General features: G+C 70.9%; 21 protein-coding genes and 1 pseudogene. 8 read left to right on the top strand and 14 right to left on the bottom strand.

The features are described 5' to 3' along the window. Nucleotides 1–137 precede the first annotated feature (137 nt). The 4 genes from O1G22_RS18425 (at nucleotide 138) to cseC (ending at nucleotide 3,462) form a co-directional block, all read left to right on the top strand. Nucleotides 138–677 carry a SigE family RNA polymerase sigma factor gene (locus O1G22_RS18425; RefSeq protein WP_067006350.1) on the top strand — a complete coding sequence of 180 codons (540 nt, stop codon included), beginning with the start codon at nucleotides 138–140 and terminating at the stop codon, nucleotides 675–677. Further along, entirely contained in the window at nucleotides 665–1,315 is a 651-nt protein-coding gene (locus O1G22_RS18430; RefSeq protein WP_270082345.1) for a hypothetical protein, read from the top strand. Before O1G22_RS18425 ends, O1G22_RS18430 begins: the two co-directional genes overlap by 13 nt. A gap of 81 nt (nucleotides 1,316–1,396) precedes the next feature. Next, nucleotides 1,397–2,101 (top strand): two-component system response regulator CseB, encoded by a 705-nt coding sequence (cseB, locus tag O1G22_RS18435; protein WP_225097186.1) that lies wholly within the window; start codon nucleotides 1,397–1,399, stop codon nucleotides 2,099–2,101. Nucleotides 2,102–2,112: 11 nt separating this feature from the next. Continuing rightward, a complete protein-coding gene (gene cseC / locus O1G22_RS18440; protein ID WP_270082346.1) occupies nucleotides 2,113–3,462 on the top strand; it encodes a two-component system sensor histidine kinase CseC in 1,350 nt (449 codons plus the stop codon). Between the two features lie 6 nt (nucleotides 3,463–3,468). Here cseC and O1G22_RS18445 read toward each other — a convergent pair whose 3' ends face one another. Further along, a complete protein-coding gene (locus O1G22_RS18445) occupies nucleotides 3,469–4,050 on the bottom strand; it encodes a TetR/AcrR family transcriptional regulator (protein WP_270082347.1) in 582 nt (193 codons plus the stop codon). Between the two features lie 116 nt (nucleotides 4,051–4,166). Here O1G22_RS18445 and O1G22_RS18450 point away from each other — a divergent pair, with 116 nt between their 5' ends. Further along, entirely contained in the window at nucleotides 4,167–4,922 is a 756-nt protein-coding gene (locus tag O1G22_RS18450) for an SDR family oxidoreductase (protein ID WP_270082348.1), read from the top strand. A gap of 107 nt (nucleotides 4,923–5,029) precedes the next feature. On the opposite strand, the gene O1G22_RS18455 is transcribed toward O1G22_RS18450, so the two are convergent. After that, the gene (locus O1G22_RS18455) at nucleotides 5,030–6,601 is read right to left on the bottom strand and encodes an MDR family MFS transporter (RefSeq protein ID WP_270082349.1); all 1,572 of its coding nucleotides are present in this window, start codon (nucleotides 6,599–6,601) and stop codon (nucleotides 5,030–5,032) included. A 125-nt stretch (nucleotides 6,602–6,726) separates the two neighbouring features. Between O1G22_RS18455 and O1G22_RS18460 the strand changes: the two genes are divergently transcribed. Beyond that, nucleotides 6,727–7,326: a TetR/AcrR family transcriptional regulator gene (locus tag O1G22_RS18460; protein WP_270082350.1), complete on the top strand. Its 600-nt coding sequence runs from the start codon at nucleotides 6,727–6,729 to the stop codon at nucleotides 7,324–7,326. On the opposite strand, the pseudogene O1G22_RS18465 reads toward O1G22_RS18460, so the two are convergent. Then, a pseudogene (locus O1G22_RS18465) lies at nucleotides 7,289–7,473 on the bottom strand (hypothetical protein); the annotation flags it as partial. The gene O1G22_RS18460 and the pseudogene O1G22_RS18465 sit on opposite strands and share 38 nt — an antisense overlap. Before the next feature lie 144 nt (nucleotides 7,474–7,617). Between O1G22_RS18465 and O1G22_RS18470 the strand changes: the two are divergent. After that, nucleotides 7,618–8,256 (top strand): HAD family acid phosphatase, encoded by a 639-nt coding sequence (locus tag O1G22_RS18470; protein ID WP_270082351.1) that lies wholly within the window; start codon nucleotides 7,618–7,620, stop codon nucleotides 8,254–8,256. 65 nt (nucleotides 8,257–8,321) lie between these two features. Here O1G22_RS18470 and O1G22_RS18475 read toward each other — a convergent pair whose 3' ends face one another. Then, a complete protein-coding gene (locus tag O1G22_RS18475; protein WP_225097193.1) occupies nucleotides 8,322–10,847 on the bottom strand; it encodes an ATP-dependent Clp protease ATP-binding subunit in 2,526 nt (841 codons plus the stop codon). Between the two features lie 541 nt (nucleotides 10,848–11,388). On the opposite strand from O1G22_RS18475, the gene O1G22_RS18480 reads away from it, so the two are divergent. After that, nucleotides 11,389–12,090, top strand: coding sequence for an SCO3374 family protein (locus tag O1G22_RS18480; RefSeq protein ID WP_270086452.1), 702 nt, complete (start codon nucleotides 11,389–11,391; stop codon nucleotides 12,088–12,090). Here O1G22_RS18480 and O1G22_RS18485 read toward each other — a convergent pair. The 10 genes from O1G22_RS18485 to O1G22_RS18530 all read right to left on the bottom strand — a co-directional run bounded on the left by O1G22_RS18485 (nucleotide 12,069) and on the right by O1G22_RS18530 (nucleotide 20,518). After that, nucleotides 12,069–12,404: a histone-like nucleoid-structuring protein Lsr2 gene (locus O1G22_RS18485; protein WP_225097194.1), complete on the bottom strand. Its 336-nt coding sequence runs from the start codon at nucleotides 12,402–12,404 to the stop codon at nucleotides 12,069–12,071. The genes O1G22_RS18480 and O1G22_RS18485 overlap by 22 nt on opposite strands. A 214-nt stretch (nucleotides 12,405–12,618) precedes the next feature. Further along, nucleotides 12,619–13,152 carry an amino-acid N-acetyltransferase gene (locus O1G22_RS18490; RefSeq protein ID WP_270082352.1) on the bottom strand — a complete coding sequence of 178 codons (534 nt, stop codon included), beginning with the start codon at nucleotides 13,150–13,152 and terminating at the stop codon, nucleotides 12,619–12,621. Between the two features lie 9 nt (nucleotides 13,153–13,161). Then, nucleotides 13,162–13,566 carry a BlaI/MecI/CopY family transcriptional regulator gene (locus tag O1G22_RS18495; protein WP_374116090.1) on the bottom strand — a complete coding sequence of 135 codons (405 nt, stop codon included), beginning with the start codon at nucleotides 13,564–13,566 and terminating at the stop codon, nucleotides 13,162–13,164. A gap of 175 nt (nucleotides 13,567–13,741) precedes the next feature. Next, on the bottom strand, nucleotides 13,742–13,921 hold the full coding sequence (locus O1G22_RS18500; protein WP_270082353.1) for a hypothetical protein: 180 nt from the start codon (nucleotides 13,919–13,921) through the stop codon (nucleotides 13,742–13,744). A gap of 333 nt (nucleotides 13,922–14,254) precedes the next feature. After that, a complete protein-coding gene (locus O1G22_RS18505) occupies nucleotides 14,255–14,902 on the bottom strand; it encodes a hypothetical protein (RefSeq protein ID WP_225097464.1) in 648 nt (215 codons plus the stop codon). Between the two features lie 151 nt (nucleotides 14,903–15,053). Beyond that, a complete protein-coding gene (locus O1G22_RS18510; protein ID WP_225097198.1) occupies nucleotides 15,054–15,851 on the bottom strand; it encodes a type III pantothenate kinase in 798 nt (265 codons plus the stop codon). Nucleotides 15,852–15,856: 5 nt separating this feature from the next. Continuing rightward, on the bottom strand, nucleotides 15,857–16,837 hold the full coding sequence (gene nadC, locus O1G22_RS18515; RefSeq protein ID WP_270082354.1) for a carboxylating nicotinate-nucleotide diphosphorylase: 981 nt from the start codon (nucleotides 16,835–16,837) through the stop codon (nucleotides 15,857–15,859). A 29-nt stretch (nucleotides 16,838–16,866) separates the two neighbouring features. After that, the gene (locus O1G22_RS18520) at nucleotides 16,867–18,576 is read right to left on the bottom strand and encodes an L-aspartate oxidase (protein WP_270082355.1); all 1,710 of its coding nucleotides are present in this window, start codon (nucleotides 18,574–18,576) and stop codon (nucleotides 16,867–16,869) included. Then, nucleotides 18,573–19,574 (bottom strand): pantoate--beta-alanine ligase, encoded by a 1,002-nt coding sequence (gene panC / locus O1G22_RS18525; RefSeq protein WP_270082356.1) that lies wholly within the window; start codon nucleotides 19,572–19,574, stop codon nucleotides 18,573–18,575. The genes O1G22_RS18520 and panC overlap by 4 nt, the downstream gene beginning before the upstream one ends. Further along, nucleotides 19,571–20,518, bottom strand: a complete 948-nt coding sequence (locus tag O1G22_RS18530) for a Rossmann-like and DUF2520 domain-containing protein (protein WP_270082357.1) — start codon at nucleotides 20,516–20,518, stop codon at nucleotides 19,571–19,573. Before O1G22_RS18530 ends, panC begins: the two co-directional genes overlap by 4 nt. Between the last annotated feature and the right edge of the window lie 6 nt (nucleotides 20,519–20,524).

Raw genomic sequence — 20,524 nt, forward strand, 5'->3', positions numbered from 1 at the left:
TGGCCCGCACAACGCCGTGACAACGACTGCCTAACTTCGTTTCCGTGCCCGGCGGACCACCGGGACACAGACACGGGGAACGCAGGACGGGACTTCAGGCACAGGCCGGAGTTCACGGGCAACGGAGGCGGTTGATCATGGCGCAGGGCGAGGTGCTCGAATTCGAGGAGTACGTCCGTACCCGGCAGGACGCGCTGCTGCGCAGCGCCCGTCGGCTGGTTCCGGACCCCGTCGACGCCCAGGATCTGCTGCAGACGGCGCTCGTGCGGACGTACGGCCGCTGGGAGGGCATCGCCGACAAGCGGCTCGCCGACGCCTACCTGCGGCGCGTCATGATCAACACTCGGACCGAGTGGTGGCGGGCGCGCAAGCTGGAGGAGGTCCCGACCGAGCAGCTGCCGGACGCGTCCGTGGACGACTCCACCGAGCAGCACGCCGACCGGGCTCTCCTGATGGACATCATGAAGGTACTCGCACCGAAACAGCGCAGTGTTGTAGTACTGCGACACTGGGAGCAGATGTCCACGGAGGAGACGGCCGCCGCCCTCGGCATGTCGGCCGGTACGGTCAAGAGCACGCTGCACCGGGCGCTCGCCCGGCTTCGCGAGGAGCTGGAGGCGCGCGATCTGGACGCACGCGCGCTGGAGCGTGAGGAGCGGGAGCGTTGCGCGGCCTGACAGAGGCCGGGCCTGACCGGGCCCCAGGCGGTACACAGGCGGTGATCACGGCGGCGGCCGTGCTCGCCGCCCTCGCCCTTTTCGTAGCCGCGTGCGGCACGGGAGGCACGGGCGCCCGGGACGAGGGCCCGGCACACGCATCGGCGGTCGCGGGAGCCGTCGCCTCCCCCTCACCGAGCCCGTCCGGCGGCTACCGGCGGGTGGACGCGGTCGCACTGATCAGGAAGGACCCGGCGGTCTCCACGACGGTGAAGCGTGAGCTGAAGCCGTGCAGCGGCGGCGAGTACCAGGTCGACGTCTCCTACGGCGACCTGACCGGCGGATCCGTCAACGACGTCGTGGTCAACGTGCTGACCTGCGGCGACCTGGTGGGTATCGGCTCGTATGTGTACCGGAATGTCGGCGGCACGTACCAGAATGTCTTCAAGGCGGAGGAGTCGCCGGTCTACGCGGAGATCGACGGGGACAACCTGACCGTGACCAAGCAGGTCTACGACACGGACGATCCGGTGTCGAACCCGTCCCAGGAGACCGTGATCACGTACCGCTGGAAGACGGGCCGGTTCGCCGAGACAAACCGCCACGAGACCGACTACAGCAAGGCCGGCGGCGACACGACGCCCGCGCCCGACAACTGACCGACCGCCACCGCCCACCACCGATCGCGCCGATCGACCGACCACCACAGCCGACCGACCACGAGGACTGAGAGCACCGGGATGGCAGACCAGACCCACGTCCTGTTCGTCGAGGACGACGACGTCATCCGCGAGGCCACCCAGCTCGCCCTGGAGCGGGACGGCTTCGCGGTCACCGCCATGCCCGACGGGCTGTCCGGCCTGGAGGCGTTCCGGGCCGACCGCCCCGACATCGCGCTGCTGGACGTCATGGTCCCGGGGCTGGACGGGGTCAGCCTGTGCCGGCGTATCCGGGACGAGTCGACCGTGCCGGTGATCATGCTGTCCGCGCGCGCCGACTCCATCGACGTCGTCCTCGGCCTGGAGGCGGGCGCCGACGACTATGTGACCAAGCCGTTCGACGGTGCCGTCCTGGTCGCCCGGATCCGGGCGGTGCTGCGCCGCTTCGGGCACGCGGGCGGCGGTGCGCACGCCGAGCAGCCCGCGGACGAGGTGTCCGGCGGCGTGCTCACCTTCGGGGACCTGGAGATCGACACCGAGGGCATGGAGGTGCGCCGCGCCGGACAGCCGGTGGCACTGACGCCCACCGAGATGCGGCTGCTGCTGGAGTTCTCCTCCGCGCCGGGCACCGTGCTCTCCCGGGACAAGCTGCTGGAGCGCGTGTGGGACTACGGCTGGGGCGGGGACACCCGGGTCGTCGACGTGCATGTGCAGCGGCTGCGCCAGAAGATCGGCCAGGACCGGATCGAGACGGTCCGCGGCTTCGGCTACAAGCTGAAGGCCTGAGCGGAGCGCGCATGACGGGGTTCCTTCGGCGGCCGATGCTGCTCATGGAGCAGGCGAACCTGCGCACCGGGCTCAGATGGAAGCTGAGCGCGGCGATCGCGCTGGTGGCCGGGCTCGTGGCGATCGTGCTGAGCCTGGTCGTGCACAATGCGGCCCGCGTCTCGATGCTGGACAACGCGCGCGAACTGGCCAACGACCGCGTCCAGATCGCCCAGCGCAACTACGAGCTGAACCGCCGCCCGAACTTCCCCAACGTCAAGGTCGACGACCCCGACCTCCCGCAGGCGCTGCGCGAGAAGGTCGAGGACGGCCGGATGGGCAGCGACGTCACCGACCACGGCGGGCTGTCGGACATCTGGGCGGCCGTGCCGGTCAAGAACGGGCATGTGCTGTCGTACCACAGCCATCTGCCGGACCGTTCGGTCGGCATGATGAAGGATCTCGACTCGGCGCTGATCATCGGCTCGGTCTCGGTCGTCCTGGGCGGCAGCGCGCTCGGCGTGCTGATCGGCGGCCAGCTGTCCCGCCGGCTGCGCAAGGCGGCCGCGGCCGCGAACCAGGTCGCCAAGGGCGAGACCGACGTCCGGGTGCGCGAGGCCATCGGCGGGGTCGTACGGGACGAGACCGACGATCTCGCGCGCGCGGTGGACGCCATGGCGGACGCGCTGCGCCAGCGCCTGGAGGCCGAGCGCCGGGTCACCGCCGACATCGCGCACGAGCTGCGCACCCCGGTGACGGGCCTGCTCACGGCCGCCGAACTGCTCCCGCCGGGCCGCCCGACCGAACTGGTCCTGGACCGGGCGAAGGCGATGCGCACGCTGGTCGAGGACGTCCTGGAGGTGGCCCGCCTCGACGGCGCGTCGGAGCGGGCGGAGCTGCAGGACATCCTGCTCGGCGAGTTCGTCGCCCGGCGGGTCGCGGCCAAGGACCCGGACATCGCCGTACGGGTGGTGCACGAGTCGGAGGTCACCACCGACCCGCGCCGCCTGGAACGGGTCCTGTTCAACCTCCTCACCAACGCCGCCCGGCACGGCCGCCCGCCGATCGAGGTGACCGTCGAGGGCCGGGTCATCCGCATAAGGGACCACGGCCCCGGCTTCCCCGAGGAACTCCTCGCGGAGGGTCCGAGCCGCTTCCGCACGGGCAGCATGGACCGCGCCGGCCAGGGCCACGGCCTGGGCCTGACGATCGCGGCCGGCCAGGCCCGCGTCCTCGGCGCCCGCCTGACGTTCCGCAACATCCGCCCCGCCGGCTCCCCACCCGACCTCCCCGCGGAGGGCGCGGTGGCGGTCCTGTGGCTCCCGGAACACGCGCCGACGGCGACGGGGAGTTACCCGATGATGCCGTCGGGCACGGCCTGACGTCGCTCAGCGAAGCAGGTCGTCGGCGAACCGCACCGCCGTCCGCGCGTCCAACGGCGCATGCCCCAGCAGAAATCGGTACCAGAAGAACCCGTAGAACTGGTCGACCAGCAGATCGAGATCCCGGTCGGCGGCCAGTTCCCCCCGCTCACGCCCCCGTTCCAGCACCGCCCGTACGTCATCCCGCCGTGCCTGCGTGAACGTCCGCATCAGGTCGGCCAGGTGCGCGTCCCGGGCAGCCTCCCGGACCAGGGTCCGCAGCGCCGGCCCGGATGGCGGACGCCCGGACGCCTCGAACGTGGCGACGGCCAGCGCGCGCAGGTCCTCGCGCAGGCTGCCGGTGTCCGGTGCGGGCACCTCCTGGGCGGCGCGGTCGGTCAGTGCGTCCAACAGGACGGCACCCTTCGACGGCCACCAGCGGTAGAGGGTCTGCTTGCCGACCCCGGCCGCGCGCGCGATGGTCTCCACGCTCACCGGGGCGCCGTCGGCGTCGGCGAGCAGCTCCAGCGCGGCATCGAGGATCGCCCGCCGCGCGGCCTCGTTACGGCGCCGTCCGGTGTGCGGGCGGGGTTCGTTGCTGTCGTGCACGGGCTCATCCTCCCCGAAAAAGGCTTGACGAGACTACCGGTCTCGGTAACTCTTTAACGAGACCGGTGTTCTCGGCAAAGGGCCGGAACCCGGTGAACCTCGGGAGAGAGCCACCCATGAGCACTCCGGACAGCATCCCCGCCCCCGCCCTCGCCGGACAGCGAGTCGTCGTCATGGGCGGCAGCTCGGGCATCGGGGAGGCGGCGGCCGCGGCCTTCGCGGCGGACGGCGCGGAGGTGATCGTCACCGGCCGCGGCCAGGACCGCCTCGACGCCGCGGCGGACCGCATCGGCGGCAAGGTCTCGGCCTGCCGGCTGGACGCGACGGACCGTGCCGCGCTGGACACCTTCTTCGCCGACAGCGGCCCCGTCGACCACCTGGTCCTCGCGCTCAGCGGCAGCAAGGGCGGCGGCCCCTTCGCCGAGCTGGACCTGACCGAGCTGGCGGCCGGTTTCGACGGCAAGTTCTGGCCGCACGTCCAGGCACTGCAGGCCGCACTGCCCGCACTGCGCCGCGACGGCTCGGTGACGCTGGTGACCGCCGCCTCCGCCCGCGCCGCCCTGCCCGGCACCGCGGGCCTCGCCGCGATCAACGGCGCCCTGGAATCCCTCGTCCCGCCGCTCGCCGTGGAGCTGGCCCCGCTCCGGATCAACGCGGTCTCGCCGGGCGTCGTCGACACGCCCTGGTGGGACGCCGTGCCCGCGGAGCAGCGCCAGTCCCTCTTCGACGGCTTCGCCGCGATCACTCCCGTGGGCCGCGTCGGCCGCCCCGAGGACATCGCCCGCGCCGTCCACCTGCTCGCCACCAACGGCTTCCTGACGGGCGTGGTCCTGGAGGCGACGGGCGGAGCGACCCTGGCGACGGGCCGCTGAGCCCCGCGGGGCGCAGCATCTCCCCGGCCCGCTCGATCCCGGGCGGGCAGGGCAAAAGGAAGACCCCCGGGGCGGACACCGACCGGGGGTCTTCAGTCAGGGTGAGGTCACACGGCCTCGGCCATCACCATCGGAGCGGCATCCTCACTCTCCGGCGAAGGCCCGGCACCGGCGCCCCGCAGCGGGACCTCCTTCACGAACAGGGCCGCGGCCAGCACCAGCACCGCGATCACCGCGCCCAGCAGGAACGCCGAGTGCGTACCGGCGGACACCGCGTGCTGGTAGGCCTCGCGGATCAGCGGCGGCAGCTTCTTCAGGCTCTTCGCGTCCAGCGCCGCGCTCTTCTCGGTCATGTGCTTACCGGCCGCGCCGGCCCGCTCCGCCATGACGTGCTTGACGCGGTCGTTGAACAGCGCGCCCATGACGGCGACACCGAAGGAGGAGCCGAGCGTACGGAACAGGGTGGTGGACGAGGACGCGACGCCCATGTCCTTCATCTCCACGCTGTTCTGCGCGACCAGCATGGTGATCTGCATCAGGCAGCCCATGCCCAGGCCGAGGACGGCCATGTAGATGCCGGAGGTCAGCCGGGTCGTACCGGTGTCCATGGTGGACAGCAGGTACAGGCCGACGACCATCAGGGCGCCGCCGGCGATCGGGAAGACCTTGTAGCGGCCGCTGTTGGTGGTGACCCGGCCCGCGACCATCGAGGTCACCAGCATCGCGCCGAGCATCGGCAGGAGCAGCAGACCGGAGTTGGTGGCGGAGGCGCCCTGCACCGACTGCTGGTACAGCGGCAGGTAGAGGGTCGCGCCGAACATCACGAAGCCGGTGATGAAGCCGATGAAGGACATCAGGGTGAAGTTGCGGCTCTTGAAGATGTGCAGCGGCACCACCGGCTCGGCGGCCTTGGTCTGCCAGAACACGAACCCGACCAGCGCGGCCACACCGATGCCGATCAGCTCCATGATCCGCGCGGAGGTCCAGGCGTACTCGCTGCCGCCCCAGGTGGTGACCAGCACGATCGAGGTGATGCCGACGGTCAGCAGGACGACACCGAGGTAGTCGATGCCCGCCTTGGCCCGCTTCTTCGGCAGGTGCAGCACGGCGCTGACCAGCGCGAGGGCGACGGCGCCGAGCGGCAGGTTGATGTAGAAGGCCCAGCGCCAGCCCCAGTTGTCGGTGATGGTGCCGCCGACCAGCGGGCCGCCGATCATCGCCAGCGCCATGACGCCGGCCATCATGCCCTGGTACTTGCCCCGCTCCCGCGGCGGCACGAGGTCGCCGATGATCGCCATGACACCGACCATCAGACCGCCGGCGCCGAGCCCCTGAACGGCCCGGAAACCGATGAGCTGCCCCATGTTCTGGGCCATGCCGCTCAGCGCGGAGCCGACCAGGAACAGCACGATCGAGCTGAGAAAGGCGCCCTTGCGGCCGTACATGTCACCGAGCTTGCCCCAGACCGGGGTCGAGGCCGCGGTCGCCAGGGTGTAGCCGGTGACCACCCAGGACAGGTGCTCCAGGCCGCCCAGTTCGCCCACGATCGTGGGCATCGCCGTACCCACGATCATGTTGTCCAGCATCGCGAGCATCATCGCGATCATCAGCGCGAATATGACGGTCCGTACGTTTTTAGGTTGTTTCAGCTCGTCGGCGCTCTCGACTGTGTCCGCCATCTCTCTTTCCATTCCTCTGCGACTTCTACTTACTTGCCGCCCGGCTAGTTGCCTACACTGGGAAGGTAGACCTGCTACTAGCCGGGCGTCAAGTAAGTTTCCGTGAGCGCAGGAGGAGTACGAGGATGGGCGTCACCATGGACGGCACCAAGCAGCAGCGCCGCGGCAACACCCGCCAGCGCATCCAGGACGTGGCGCTCGAACTCTTCGCGGAGCAGGGCTACGAGAAGACCTCACTGCGCGAGATCGCCGAGCGTCTCGACGTCACGAAGGCAGCCCTGTACTACCACTTCAAGACGAAGGAAGAGATCATCGTCAGCCTCTTCGAGGATCTGACGAAGCCGCTGGAGGACCTGATCGAGTGGGGCCGGCAGCAGCCGCAGACACTGGAGACGAAGCAGGAGATCGTACGGCGCTACAGCGCGGCCCTCGCCGGCGCGGAGCCGCTGTTCCGCTTCATGCAGGAGAACCAGGCGACGGTACGGGAACTGCGCATCGGCGACACCTTCAAGGACCGGATGCGGGGCATGCGGGACATCCTCATCGACCCGGACGCCGATCTGGTCGACCAGGTGCGCTCGGTCAGCGCGATGTTCACGATGCACGCCGGGATGTTCGTGATGCAAGACCTGGAGGGCGACCCCGAGAAGAGGCGCGCGGCCGCTCTCGAAGTCGCCCTCGACCTGATCACACAGGCACACGAGCGCGCCCGCCGGAAGGACTAGCCCAGGGGGTCCAGAAGGTGACGCCCTTACCGCGCAGAATGGCGACCGGATCGACGGCGGAGCCGTAGTTCGGGGTCGTACGGGCAGGTGCGCGCACTGCGAGTGGCTGCCGCTGCCGTGTTTGATCACGATGACATGGCCCCACGCCTGAACCCTGAGCCGACGATCACGGAAATGTGACGCACACCTCTAGGCGCCTACCATCCGGTAACCCTACGGTTCCTCTCGCGCCACCCTCGCCACAGATCATGCACCTGACATTCAGGCCCTGCGCGAGAGGAACCCCCACCGATGACCACAGGCCCCTGGGCTGGCCGCATCGCCGCCACCGCCGCCACCGTGACCGCGCTCACCGCGCTCACCGCCCTGGCCGCCCCGGCCCAGGCCGCGACCGCGAGCGAGACCACCGTCACCACCGTCACCGCCGCCACCACGAAGGTGGACTACGCGACCTGGCAGAAGGACTGCCAGGCGGTGATGGACCAGGCCCTGCCGTACCTGAAGGAGCGCATCGCCGCCGCTCGGCCGGGCGAGAAGCAGGCGATCGTCTTCGACATCGACAACACCGCGCTGGAGACCGACTTCGGCTTCAGCTACCCCCAGCCGGCCAACAAGCCCGTCCTGAACGTCGCCCAGTACGCCCAGGAGCACGGCGTCTCGCTGTTCTTCGTCACGGCCCGCCCCGGCATCATCTACCTGCCGACCGAGTACAACCTCGAACACGACGGCTACACCGTCTCCGGCCTGTACGTCCGCGGCCTGTTCGACCTCTTCAAGGACGTCGCCGCCTACAAGACGGCCCAGCGCGTCGACATCGAGAACAAGGGCTACGACATCATCGCGAACATCGGCAACAGCGCCACCGACCTCTCCGGCGGCCACGCCGACAAGACCTTCAAACTGCCCGACTACAACGGTCAGTTGTCCTGACACCCGAAAAGGGGCCGGCGCCCAAAGGCACCGGCCCCTTTCAACTCGGCCAATCCGCCGGAGGCTTACGCCTCCTTGCTCAGGTTCGGCCCGGCACCGCCGGCCGCCTGCTCGATCGGCGGGACGTCGGGCAGCGCCGACTTCTCCTCACCGCGGAAGGTGAAGGTCTGGGACTCGCCCTCGCCCTCGGTGTCCACGACCACGATGTGACCGGGACGCAGCTCGCCGAAGAGGATCTTCTCCGAGAGCGAGTCCTCGATCTCGCGCTGGATCGTGCGACGCAGCGGACGCGCACCCAGCACCGGGTCGTAACCCTTCTTGGACAGCAGCTCCTTGGCGGACTGGGAGAGCTCGATGCCCATGTCCCGGTCCTTCAGGCGCTCGTCCACCTTGCCGATCATCAGGTCGACGATCCGCAGGATGTCCTCCTGCGTCAGCTGCGGGAAGACGACCACGTCGTCGACGCGGTTGAGGAACTCGGGCCGGAAGTGCTGCTTGAGCTCGTCCGAGACCTTGTTCTTCATGCGCTCGTAGTTGGACTTCGTGTCACCCGTGGCGGCGAAGCCCAGGTTGAAGCCCTTGGAGATGTCCCGGGTGCCGAGGTTGGTCGTCATGATGATGACCGTGTTCTTGAAGTCCACGACCCGGCCCTGGGAGTCGGTCAGGCGACCGTCCTCCAGGATCTGCAGCAGCGAGTTGAAGATGTCCGGGTGGGCCTTCTCGACCTCGTCGAAGAGGACGACGGAGAACGGCTTGCGGCGCACCTTCTCGGTCAGCTGGCCGCCCTCTTCGTAGCCCACGTAACCGGGGGGCGAACCGAAGAGACGCGACACCGTGTGCTTCTCGCTGAACTCCGACATGTCGAGGGAGATCAGCGCGTCCTCGTCACCGAAGAGGAACTCGGCGAGCGCCTTGGACAGCTCGGTCTTACCGACACCGGAGGGGCCGGCGAAGATGAACGAACCACCCGGACGCTTCGGGTCCTTCAGGCCCGCGCGCGTACGGCGGATCGCCTTCGACAGCGCCTTGACGGCGTCGTTCTGGCCGATGACCCGCTTGTGCAGCTCCTCCTCCATGCGGAGCAGGCGGCTGGACTCCTCCTCGGTCAGCTTGAAGACCGGGATGCCGGTGGCCGTGGCGAGGACCTCGGCGATCAGCTCGCCGTCGACCTCGGCGACGACGTCCATGTCGCCGGCCTTCCACTCCTTCTCCCGCTTGGCCTTGGCGGCCAGGAGCTGCTTCTCCTTGTCACGCAGGGAGGCGGCCTTCTCGAAGTCCTGCGAGTCGATCGCGGACTCCTTGTCCCGGCGGACGGCGGCGATCTTCTCGTCGAACTCGCGCAGGTCCGGCGGAGCGGTCATCCGGCGGATGCGCATCCGGGAGCCCGCCTCGTCGATCAGGTCGATCGCCTTGTCCGGCAGGAAGCGGTCCGAGATGTACCGGTCGGCCAGGGTGGCGGCCTGGACCAGGGCCTCGTCCGTGATGGAGACGCGGTGGTGGGCCTCGTAGCGGTCGCGCAGACCCTTGAGGATCTCGATCGTGTGCGGCAGGGACGGCTCGGCGACCTGGATGGGCTGGAAGCGGCGCTCCAGGGCCGCGTCCTTCTCCAGGTGCTTGCGGTACTCGTCCAGGGTGGTCGCACCGATGGTCTGCAGCTCACCACGGGCCAGCATCGGCTTGAGGATGCTCGCGGCGTCGATGGCGCCCTCGGCGGCACCCGCACCGACCAGCGTGTGCAGCTCGTCGATGAACAGGATGATGTCGCCGCGGGTGCGGATCTCCTTGAGCACCTTCTTCAGGCGCTCCTCGAAGTCACCGCGGTAGCGGGAGCCGGCGACCAGGGCGCCGAGGTCCAGCGTGTAGAGGTGCTTGTCCTTGAGCGTCTCGGGCACCTCGCCCTTGACGATGGCCTGGGCGAGGCCCTCGACGACGGCGGTCTTGCCGACACCGGGCTCACCGATCAGGACCGGGTTGTTCTTCGTACGGCGGGACAGCACCTGCATGACCCGCTCGATCTCCTTCTCGCGCCCGATGACCGGGTCGAGCTTGGACTCACGAGCGGCCTGGGTGAGGTTCCGGCCGAACTGGTCCAGGACGAGAGAGGTCGAGGGGGTGCCCTCGGCCGGGCCGCCGGCGGCGGCGGTCTCCTTGCCCTGGTAACCGGAGAGCAGCTGGATGACCTGCTGCCGCACCCGGTTGAGGTCTGCGCCCAGCTTGACCAGGACCTGGGCGGCGACGCCCTCGCCCTCACGGATCAGGCCGAGCAGGATGTGCTCCGTGCCGATGTAGTTGTGGCCCAGCTGAAGAGCCTCGCGGAGCGACAGCTCCAGGACCTTCTTGGCACGGGGGGTGAAGGGGATGTGCCCGGACGGGGCCTGCTGGCCCTGACCGATGATCTCCTCCACCTGCTGGCGGACCGCCTCAAGCGAAATGCCGAGGCTCTCCAGGGCCTTAGCGGCGACACCTTCGCCCTCGTGGATGAGACCCAGGAGGATGTGCTCGGTGCCGATGTAGTTGTGGTTGAGCATCCGGGCTTCTTCCTGAGCCAGGACGACAACCCGCCGCGCGCGGTCGGTGAACCTCTCGAACATCGTTAATCGCTCCTCAGAGCGGTCAGGCAGTGGGGGGAACTTCCCCTCCCTGTCCTTCCGCAGCTTAGTCCCGCAAGCGGGGACCGCTCATTCCAACTGCCGACACCGTCCTTGGCCTCCTGACCCCGAACGCCGACATCTGCTCCAACCTGATGGTGCGAGACGATGTTCCCGCAGGCCAGGCAGTTACCCCCATCGCCAGTACGCCGATGGCGAACGTGAGACGGCCCGTCCTGCGTGTCGCCCCCTCCCACTAGGCATGTCTTACCCGCGGGCACTGACACTCCATGCCGCGCGCCCCCGTTCCCTCCGCTATGGGCGAACAACCTCGCGCCTCCCCGGTCCCCCACGCGCCCCCGTTTTCGACACCATGCGCACTCGGCAGGGCACTCAGCGTAACTTCCGGGTCGCTTCCGCGGTTGCACCGGGCATGGCCGGCCAGGCCCCCGAGAACCACTCGACTCGCACGAGTCCCGGGAATCCCATGAAACCCATGCCGCCCACGGAACCCGCGGGCTCCACGACGCACGCTCCGGCCGCACTGGATGCCCATGCTTCCGTCAAACCGGATGCCGGCGCTCCCGTCGCACCGGGTGTCCCCGCCGTCCATGCCGTCCCCCTTCCCCGTAGGCCGCTCGATCCGTCGGAACCACCGGAAGCGGAGCCCTGTGCTCCGCCGGCGGGCCCGGACGCACGGGCCCGCCGTTGGTACGAGAACGATCTGGGGTGGGCGATCGTGCCCGGACGGCCGCTCCGGCTGCTCACGGGAGTGCGGTTCGACGTCCTGGACGTGCCGGCCGAGGCGGGCGCGGGGGCGCTCCGGCATCTCGCGCCGGGCTCTCCGGTGGCCCTTCGGGGCGACCGGATGGAGCTGCTGGTGGCCGCGGGCAGCGCGGAGGAGCTGCCGGGGCTGCTGGACTGGCTGGAGTGGGGCGCCGTTTCGCTCGATCTGCGGGCCCTGGGCGCGGGCGACGCGCTGGAGGCGCCGGTGCCGCCCCTACCGGGGGCGCGGGAGGCCGGTTCCGTACGGGGGGCCGCTGTGTGGCTGCGACCCCCCGGGCCGGGCCGCGAGGTCGAGGCCTCGCTGCCGGCGCTGCCGGCCATGGGGCGCGAGGGGAGCGCCCCCGATCTCGTGCGACTGGTGGACACGGTGGCCCTGGAGTGTCACCGCGCCCGGCTGCGGCGCGCGTGCGCCGGGCCGCAGGCCGCCCTGCGGCGGGATCAGCCGTTGGCCTTCTCGTAAGCCTCGCGAATGGACGCGGGAACACGACCGCGGTCGTTGACCTCGTAACCGTTCTCCTTGGCCCAGGCGCGGATCGCCGCGGTGTCCTGGTTGCCACCGGAAGCGGCACGGGCCTTTCCACGCCCACCAGAGGCACGGCCTCCGGTGCGACGGCCGCCCTTCACATACGGCTCCAGAAGACCACGCAGCTTGTCCGCATTGGTGGTCGTGAGATCGATCTCGTACGTCTTGCCGTCCAGCGCGAACGTCACCGTCTCGTCCGCCTCGCCGCCGTCGAGGTCGTCGACAAGAAGGACCTGAACCTTCTGTGCCACCGGATTTCCTTTCATCGATAACGTTGAGGAGCAGGGGTGTGCGGCGTCCGCCGTTTCGCCGCCCCTGTTATATGCAGTACTGCAGTACGTCGGAAAGCAAACCGCTTTTGCCGGAAAAACACAAACCCCTGGGAGAGGAGCGGTAGAGGGGTGGTGGACCGGATCCGCCCGGAAACATGCGCGTTTCGGACATAGGGCACCCGAGCAATGACGATCACAGATGCAGAAGCATCCGGCTGTTGCCCAAGGTGTTCGGTTTCACTCGTTCGAGACCGAGGAACTCGGCGACGCCCTCGTCATAGGAACGCAACAGCTCCGCGTAGACATCGGTGTCGACGGGCGTCTCTCCGATCTCGACGAAGCCGTGCTTCCCGAAGAAGTCGACTTCGAAGGTCAGGCAGAAAACCCGGCGAACACCGAGCCAGCGCGCGGTCTGGAGCAACTTCTCCAGCAACTGATGGCCGACGCCGGAGCCCTTGAGGCCGGGGTTCACCGCGAGAGTGCGGACTTCCGCGAGGTCCTCCCACATGACGTGCAGCGCACCGCAGCCGACCACCTCGGCGTTGTCGTCGCGTTCCGCGACCCAGAACTCCTGGATGTCCTCGTAAAGCGTGACGGTGGCTTTGTCGAGCAGGATGCGGTCACGCACGTAGGCGTCGAGGAGGTGGCGTACGGCCGGGACATCGCTGGTCCGCGCCCGGCGGACCGTGATGGCTTTTGCGGAGGCTTCGGGGTGCTCTGCTGACATGAGCGGACGCTATCGCCCGACCGTGCCCTCTGCCGAGTCGGGGTTCTCTCCTTGCCGCGGTTCGGCGGCTTCGGGGGGTTCCAGGGTTTCCGGGCCCTGGACGATGCGTACGGCGTCCCGGAGGGCCTGGCGCTGTTCCTCGCTCATCATCCCGAAGAAGGCGACGAGAGCGGCGGCCGGGTTGTCGCTCTGCGACCATGCGTCGTTCATCAGGGCGGCGGCGTACGCGGCTCGCGTCGAGACGGCCTCATATCGATAGGCCCGGCCTTCCGCCTCGCGGCGCACCCAGCCCTTCTGATGGAGATTGTCCAAAACGGTCATCACGGTGGTGTACGCGATCGAGCGTTCCTGTTGGAGGTCTTCCAGGACTTCTCGAACGGTCACCGGGCGGTTCCACTTCCACACCCGCGTCATGACCGCGTCTTCGAGTTCTCCCAATGGGCGAGGCACAACTCAGAACAATAGTGGGAGATCGCGACAATGGCGTGCCGGACGTGCACTAACCCTGTGAATCGGAACAAAAAGGGCGTACGACTCGAAGCCGCACCGGGATGCGGAAGTCGTACGCCGGGGAAGCCGAAGGCCTGGCTCAGGCGTCGCCGCCGGCGGAGGCCTGCCGTGCACCCTCCGCGCGCGCGAGGGCGGCGTCGACGGCCGCGTCCTCCTTGGCCTTGGCGGCCCCGCCCTGGGTCTTCACGATCACCCTGACCACACCGATGAAGAACACGGCCATCACGACCGGGGGCACGAGCGCGGAGACATAGTCCATGACTCCAGGGTAGCCAGCCGGTACCGGGCGAAAGGGGCGGGGTGCGCGAACCGCCCGAGCTCGGGCCCGACCTGCACGGATGCGCCCGGGAGCGGGATCGGGGCCCACCGGTGCGAGGGCGATGGGGCAGCAGCGGCGCGGTGGGGAGCAGCGGCGGTGGGTGCAGGGTTGGCGGTGGGGCATAGCGTCGGCGCGGAAGCGCCCACCGGGCCGGAAGCCGCCGGCGCGGAAGCGCCCACCGGGCCGGAGGCCGCCGGCGGTGACAGGCGCCCCGCGAGGGCCACCCGCACCCGGCGACGAAAGCCGCACGGGGGCGGGTGGGGGGGAACGAGGTCAGCCGGCGGCGAGTTGGCGGGAGTCGGTGCCCTCCGCCGGAGGCGCCGGCTTGCGGCGCGGAAAGACCTCCCCCGGCGTCGGGATGGGCCGCTTCGGACTCGCCGGCTCGGGCGCCGGCGGCTCCGCGGGGGCCGGTCCAGGCTTCTGCGCGGGCTTCTGCGGCGGTTTCGCCGGCTCCTCGGACTCTCCCGCCTCAGGCCCGCCCGCGCCGCCGGGAAGGGCCAGCAGGCGCGTCCGTGAGGGGGGTACGGCGGGCGCGGGCACGGTCCGGGCGCCCTGTGCGAACCGGGCCCGTACGTCCTGCTCGGCCAGCGCCTGGCAGCGGTCCAGCAGCGCGGCCGCCGCGGGACTGCCGCGCAGCGCCCGCAGTGCGGCGAGGTCGTCCGCGGTCGGCCGGTGCCCGGCACCCAGCGCCTCCTCCAGGAGGGTGAGATAACCGGCGGCGGTACCCGGCAGCGCGGCCCGGTACCGCCCGAGGTCCGCCACCAGGAACGCGCGCAGTCTCGCCCCCTCGCACATCGCCTCGTCGAGCGACTCGGCGAGCCGGAAGCAGTCCTGGACGTCCCCGGCGGAGGCGGGACCTGGGTGAAGGGCGAGGGCGAGGGCGCGGCGGAGCACACGCAGCTCCTCCACGCCGAACGCCATGCCGCCGCGGGATCCGTATGGCGTGGGCATGCGGCGACGCTACCGCTAATCGGACAAAAGTGACGGATCGGACTGCTGTGTCGTCGCGTGTCGCTCCTGGGTTTCCCCCGACCGGGGCCACGCACGGCACGCACGCGCGTGCCCGGTCACCTCACAGACGCGACACGTTCCGCTCGTACACCAGGCGCAGCCCGATCAGGGTCAGCCACGGCTGATGCTCGTCGATCGCCGAGGACTCCCCCAGCACCATCGGCGCGAGCCCGCCCGTGGCGATCACCCGCACATCGTCCGGGTCGTCGGCCAGCTCCCGCGCCATCCGCTCGACCACACCGTCGACCTGCCCCGCGAAGCCGAACACGATGCCCGCCTGCATGGCCTCGACGGTGTTCTTGCCGATCACGTGGCGCGGCCGGGCCACCTCGATCTTCCGCAGCTGCGCGCCCTTGACGCCGAGCGCCTCCACGGAGATCTCGATACCGGGCGCGATGACCCCGCCGACGTACTCCCCGCGCGCGGAGACCGCGTCGAACGTGGTCGCCGTACCGAAGTCGACGACGATCGCCGGGCCGCCGTACAGCTCCACGGCCGCGACCGCGTTGATGATCCGGTCCGCGCCGACCTCCTTGGGGTTGTCGGTGAGGATCGGCACGCCCGTCTTCACGCCCGGCTCGACCAGCACCGCGGGCACATCGCCGTAGTACCTGCGGGTGACCTCGCGCAGCTCGTGCAGCACCGACGGGACGGTCGCGCAGATCGCGATGCCGTCGATGCCGTCGCCCAGCTCGTCGCCGAGCAGCGGGTGCATGCCCATCAGGCCCTGGAGCAGCACCGCCAGCTCGTCCGCCGTGCGGCGCGCGTCCGTGGAGATGCGCCAGTGCTCGACGATGTCCTCGCCGTCGAACAGGCCGAGGACGGTGTGCGTGTTGCCGACGTCGATCGTGAGCAGCATCGCCGTTACTCCGCCTCGCGCAGGTCCAGGCCGATGTCCAGGATCGGCGAGGAGTGGGTGAGCGCGCCGACCGCCAGGAAGTCCACGCCGGTGTCGGCGTACACGCGCGCGTTGCCGAGCGTCAGCCGGCCGGAGGCCTCCAGCAGCGCCCGGCCGCCGACGATGCCGACGGCCTCCGCGCACTCGCCGGGCGTGAAGTTGTCCAGCAGGATCAGGTCGGCCCCCGCCTCGACCACGTCGCGCAGCTGGTGCAGGGTGTCGACCTCGACCTCGATCGGCACCTCCGGGAAGGTCTCCCGTACGGCCTTGAAGGCCTGCGCGACGCCACCTGCGGCGACCACGTGGTTGTCCTTGACCAGGGCCGCGTCGGACAGCGACATGCGGTGGTTGACGCCTCCGCCGCAGCGGACCGCGAACTTCTCCAGCGAGCGCAGGCCCGGCGTGGTCTTGCGGGTGTCGCGCACGCGCGTCTTGGTGCCCTCCAGCGCGTCCGCCCACGCGCGCGTGGCGGTCGCGATGCCGGACAGGCGGCACATGAGGTTCAGCGCGCTGCGCTCGGCGGTGAGCAGGTCACGCGTGCGCGTGGTGACCGACAGCAGCTTCTGCCCGGCCTCGACCCGGTCGCCGTCCTCGACGTGCCGCTCGACCTCGAACTCGTCCGTGCAGACCACGGACAGGACGGCCTCGGCGACCCTCAGGCCCGCCACGACGCCCGCCTCACGCGCGGTGAAGTCGCCGGTGGCCACCGCCTCCTCGGGGATGGTCGCGACGGTCGTCACGTCCACGCCGCCGTCCAGGTCCTCCTGGATGGCCACGTTGGCGATGTCCTCGACCTCGATCGGGTCGAGCCCGGCGGCGGCCAGCAGCTCGGCGAGCGCGGGGTCGAGCCCGCACTCCAGGTACTCCTCGTCGCCCTCGGCGCCGCCGCAGGCACAGTCGTCGCCGCAGCCGCCGGCGGAGGCGAGGGGAAGGTCGTCGGTGCTCACGTCTGTCACTGCTCCTGAGGCGCTGGGTGTTACCGGGTAGGGGGGAAGTCTGCGGTGTCGGTCGTGTGCACGGCCAGCGACCGGTCGGGGTTCAGCCGTACGACGATGTGCCGCCGCCAGTCGGTGTCGTCGCGCTCGGCGCGGTCCTCGCGCCAGTGGCAGCCGCGGGTCTCCTCGCGCAGCCGGGCGGCGGCGACCAGGACGCGGGCGACGCACAGGAGGTTGGTGGCCTCCCAGGTGTCGACGCCGGGCTCGGCGGTCTTGCCGTGCTCCTCCAGGGCGTCACGGGCGTCCGTGTGCAGCTTCTGGAGCTGTTCGGCGGCCCGGGCGAGGGACTCCTCGGAGCGCAGCACGCCGGCGCCCTCGGTCATGATCCGCTGGATGGCGAAGCGGGTCTCGGGGGCGAGCAGCGGGTGGGCGGGAGTCTCCGGGTACGGGACCGGTGCGGGCACGCGCGCGTGGAGGCCGTTCTCCGCGCGGGCCGCGGCGATGTCGGCGGCGATGCGCTCGGCGTAGACGAGGCCTTCGAGCAGGGAGTTGGAGGCGAGCCGGTTCGCGCCGTGCACGCCGGTGCAGGCGACCTCGCCGCACGCGTACAGGCCCGGCACCGTCGTACGCCCCAGCGCGTCCGTGCGCACGCCCCCGGAGGCGTAGTGGGCGGCCGGGGCGATCGGGATGGGCTCGGTGAGCGGGTCGATGCCGTTGGCGCGGCAGGCGGCCAGGATGGTCGGGAAACGGTGCTCCCACATGTCGGCGCCGAAGTGCCGGGCGTCGAGGTACATGTGCTCGGCGCCCTGTTCCAGCATCCGCCGCAGGATGCCCTTGGCGACGATGTCCCGGGGCGCCAGCTCGGCCAGCTCGTGCTGGCCCACCATGAAGCGCACGCCGTCGGCGTCGACCAGGTGGGCGCCCTCGCCACGGACCGCCTCGGAGACGAGCGGCTGCTGCCCCTCCGCCTCCGGGCCGAGGAACAGCACGGTCGGGTGGAACTGCACGAACTCCAGGTCGCTGACCTCGGCGCCCGCGCGCAGCGCCAGCGCCACACCGTCGCCGGTCGACACGGACGGGTTGGTGGTCGCGGAGAACACCTGGCCCATGCCGCCGGTCGCGAGGACCACCGCGGGGGCGTGCACGGCGCCCACGCCGTCGTGCTGGCCCTCGCCCATCACGTGCAGCGTGACACCGGCCGTGCGGCCCTCGGCGTCGGTCAGCAGGTCCAGCACCAGCGCGTTCTCGATCGTGCGCAGCCCACGCGCGTCTACGGCCTCCACGAGCGCCCGGGACACCTCCGCGCCGGTGGCGTCGCCGCCCGCGTGCGCGATCCGGCGCCGGTGGTGGCCGCCCTCGCGGGTGAGGTGGATGTCGCCCTCACCGTCGGTGTCGAAGTGCGCGCCGGTGGAGATCAGCCGCCGTACCGCGTCGGGGCCCTCGGTGACGAGGATCCGTACGGCCTCCTCGTCGCACAGGCCCGCGCCGGCCACCAGGGTGTCGTCGAGGTGCTGTTCGGGGGTGTCGCCCTCGCCGAGGGCGGCCGCGATGCCGCCCTGCGCCCAGCGCGTGGAGCCGTCGTCCAGGCGGGCCTTGGTGACGACGACCGTGGTGAGCCCGGCGGCCTCGCAGCGCAGGGCCGCGGTCAGACCGGCCACGCCGGAGCCGACGACGACCACGTCCGCCGAGATGGCCCACCCGGGGGCGGGTGCGTGCAGTCGTATGCCTGTGCTGGTGCCTGTGCTGGTCACGAGGCGGCTCCGAGGGTTCCGAAGGTGAGCGGAAGGTTGTCGATCAGCCGGGTCGTGCCGACCCGGGCGGCGACGGCGAGGACGGCCTCGCCGGTGAAGTCGTCGCCGATCTCGGTGAAGTCGGCGGGGTCGACCAGGGCGAGGTAGTCCAGCCGGAGCGGCGGGACGAGGCGGGCGGCCTCGTCCAGCACCTGGCGGGCCGCCGCTCGGACCGCGGCCGGAGAGCCGGGCACCGCGGTGGCGACCGCGTGTGCGTCGGCCGCCGCGCGGGACTCCCCTATGGCGCTCAGCGCCTCCGCACGCGCGTGCGTGGAGGGCACTTCACGGGCACGCGCGCGCAGCGCCTCCTGTGCGGCGTGCCGGTCACGGCCCGCGAACAGCGCCCGGGACAGCGCGAGCGCCGTGCCGCGCTCCGCGGGCGAGAGGTAGCGGTTGCGGCTGGACAGGGCGAGCCCGTCCGCCTCGCGCACGGTCGGTACGGCGACGATCTCGACGCCGAAGTTCAGGTCCCGCACCATGCGCCGGATCAGGGCCAGCTGCTGGGCGTCCTTCTGCCCGAACAGGGCCGCGTCGGGGCGGGTGAGGTGCAGCAGCTTGGCGACGACGGTGAGCATGCCGTCGAAGTGGCCGGGCCGCGAGGCGCCCTCCAGGCGTTCGCCCATGGGGCCGGCGGTGATGCGCACCTGGGGTTCGCCGCCCGGGTAGACCTCGTCCACGGAGGGTGCGAAGACGGCGTCCGCGCCGGACTGCTCGGCGATCTTCAGGTCGGCCTCAAGGGTGCGCGGGTAGCGGTCGAGGTCCTCGCCCGCGCCGAACTGCAGCGGGTTGACGAAGACGGTGACGACGACCTCGCCGTCCGGTCCGGCCAGGTCGCGCGCGGTGCGGATCAGGGTGGCGTGGCCCTCGTGCAGGGCGCCCATGGTCATGACGACGGCGCGGCGGCCGCGGCGCACGCGCGCGTGCAGTTCGTCGGCGGTGCTCAGCAGGACGGTGGTCATCGGGCGTCCCCCTTGGTGCCGTTGGTGCCGTTGGTGCCGTTGGATCCGTCGGCCAGCACGCCGAGCAGGTCCTCGGCGAGTTCCGGCTTCAGCAGGCCGTGGGCGAGGGCCCGGTCGGCGGTGGCACGGGCCATCGCGAGATAGCCCGCGACGGTCTGCGGGGCGTGCTTGCGCAGCTCCGTGACGTGCGCGGCGACCGTGCCGACGTCCCCGCGCGCGACGGGCCCGGTGAGCGCCAGGTCGCCGGAGCGCAGCGCGTTGTCCAGGGCGGCGCCGAGCAGCGGGCCGAGCATCCGGTCGGGCGCCTCGACGCCGGCCGTGCGCAGCAGCTCCATGGACTGGGCGACGAGGGTCACCAGGTGGTTGGCGCCGAGCGCGAGGGCCGCGTGGTAGAGCGGGCGGTTCTCCTCGCTGATCCACTCCGGTTCGCCGCCCATCTCGATGACCAGGGCCTCGGCGGCCAGCCGCAGCTCCTCGGGCGCGGTGACGCCGAAGGAACAGCCGGCGAGGCGCTGGACGTCCACCGGGGTGCCGGTGAACGTCATCGCCGGGTGCAGCGCCAGCGGCAGCGCGCCCGCGCGCGTGGCGGGGGCGAGGACTTGGGCGCCGTACCGGCCGGAGGTGTGCACGAGCAGCTGGCCGGGCCGTACGGCACCGGTCTCGGCGAGGCCGGCGACCAGGCCGGGCAGGGCGTCGTCGGGGACGGTGAGCAGCACCAGGTCGGCGCGCTGGAGCACCTCGGCGGGCGGTACCAGCGGCACGTCCGGGAGCATGGTCTCGGCGCGCCTGCGGGAGGCGTCGGAGACACCGGAGACGGCCACCGGGCGGTGCCCGGCGAGCTGGAGGGACGCGGCCAGCGCGGGGCCCACGCGGCCGGCGCCGACGACGCCGACGGTGAGCCGCGCGGGGCGGTCCTTGAGATCTGGCTGGTGGACTGTACTCACGCGACG

The organism is Streptomyces camelliae (assembly GCF_027625935.1).
Taxonomy (GTDB): domain Bacteria; phylum Actinomycetota; class Actinomycetes; order Streptomycetales; family Streptomycetaceae; genus Streptomyces; species Streptomyces camelliae.

What these genes read in the sequence shown, in the direction of transcription:
- O1G22_RS18450 (WP_270082348.1), top strand. Translation starts at nt 4,167, where the DNA reads ATGAGCACTCCGGACAGCATCCCCGCCCCCGCCCTCGCCGGACAGCGA.
- O1G22_RS18425 (WP_067006350.1), top strand. Translation starts at nt 138, where the DNA reads ATGGCGCAGGGCGAGGTGCTCGAATTCGAGGAGTACGTCCGTACCCGG.
- cseC (WP_270082346.1), top strand. Translation starts at nt 2,113, where the DNA reads ATGACGGGGTTCCTTCGGCGGCCGATGCTGCTCATGGAGCAGGCGAAC.
- O1G22_RS18460 (WP_270082350.1), top strand. Translation starts at nt 6,727, where the DNA reads ATGGGCGTCACCATGGACGGCACCAAGCAGCAGCGCCGCGGCAACACC.
- O1G22_RS18490 (WP_270082352.1), bottom strand. Translation starts at nt 13,152, where the DNA reads ATGTCAGCAGAGCACCCCGAAGCCTCCGCAAAAGCCATCACGGTCCGC.
- O1G22_RS18470 (WP_270082351.1), top strand. Translation starts at nt 7,618, where the DNA reads ATGACCACAGGCCCCTGGGCTGGCCGCATCGCCGCCACCGCCGCCACC.
- O1G22_RS18495 (WP_374116090.1), bottom strand. Translation starts at nt 13,566, where the DNA reads ATGACGCGGGTGTGGAAGTGGAACCGCCCGGTGACCGTTCGAGAAGTC.
- panC (WP_270082356.1), bottom strand. Translation starts at nt 19,574, where the DNA reads ATGACCACCGTCCTGCTGAGCACCGCCGACGAACTGCACGCGCGCGTG.
- O1G22_RS18505 (WP_225097464.1), bottom strand. Translation starts at nt 14,902, where the DNA reads ATGGCGTTCGGCGTGGAGGAGCTGCGTGTGCTCCGCCGCGCCCTCGCC.
- O1G22_RS18500 (WP_270082353.1), bottom strand. Translation starts at nt 13,921, where the DNA reads ATGGACTATGTCTCCGCGCTCGTGCCCCCGGTCGTGATGGCCGTGTTC.
- cseB (WP_225097186.1), top strand. Translation starts at nt 1,397, where the DNA reads ATGGCAGACCAGACCCACGTCCTGTTCGTCGAGGACGACGACGTCATC.
- O1G22_RS18475 (WP_225097193.1), bottom strand. Translation starts at nt 10,847, where the DNA reads ATGTTCGAGAGGTTCACCGACCGCGCGCGGCGGGTTGTCGTCCTGGCT.
- O1G22_RS18455 (WP_270082349.1), bottom strand. Translation starts at nt 6,601, where the DNA reads ATGGCGGACACAGTCGAGAGCGCCGACGAGCTGAAACAACCTAAAAAC.
- O1G22_RS18510 (WP_225097198.1), bottom strand. Translation starts at nt 15,851, where the DNA reads ATGCTGCTCACGATCGACGTCGGCAACACGCACACCGTCCTCGGCCTG.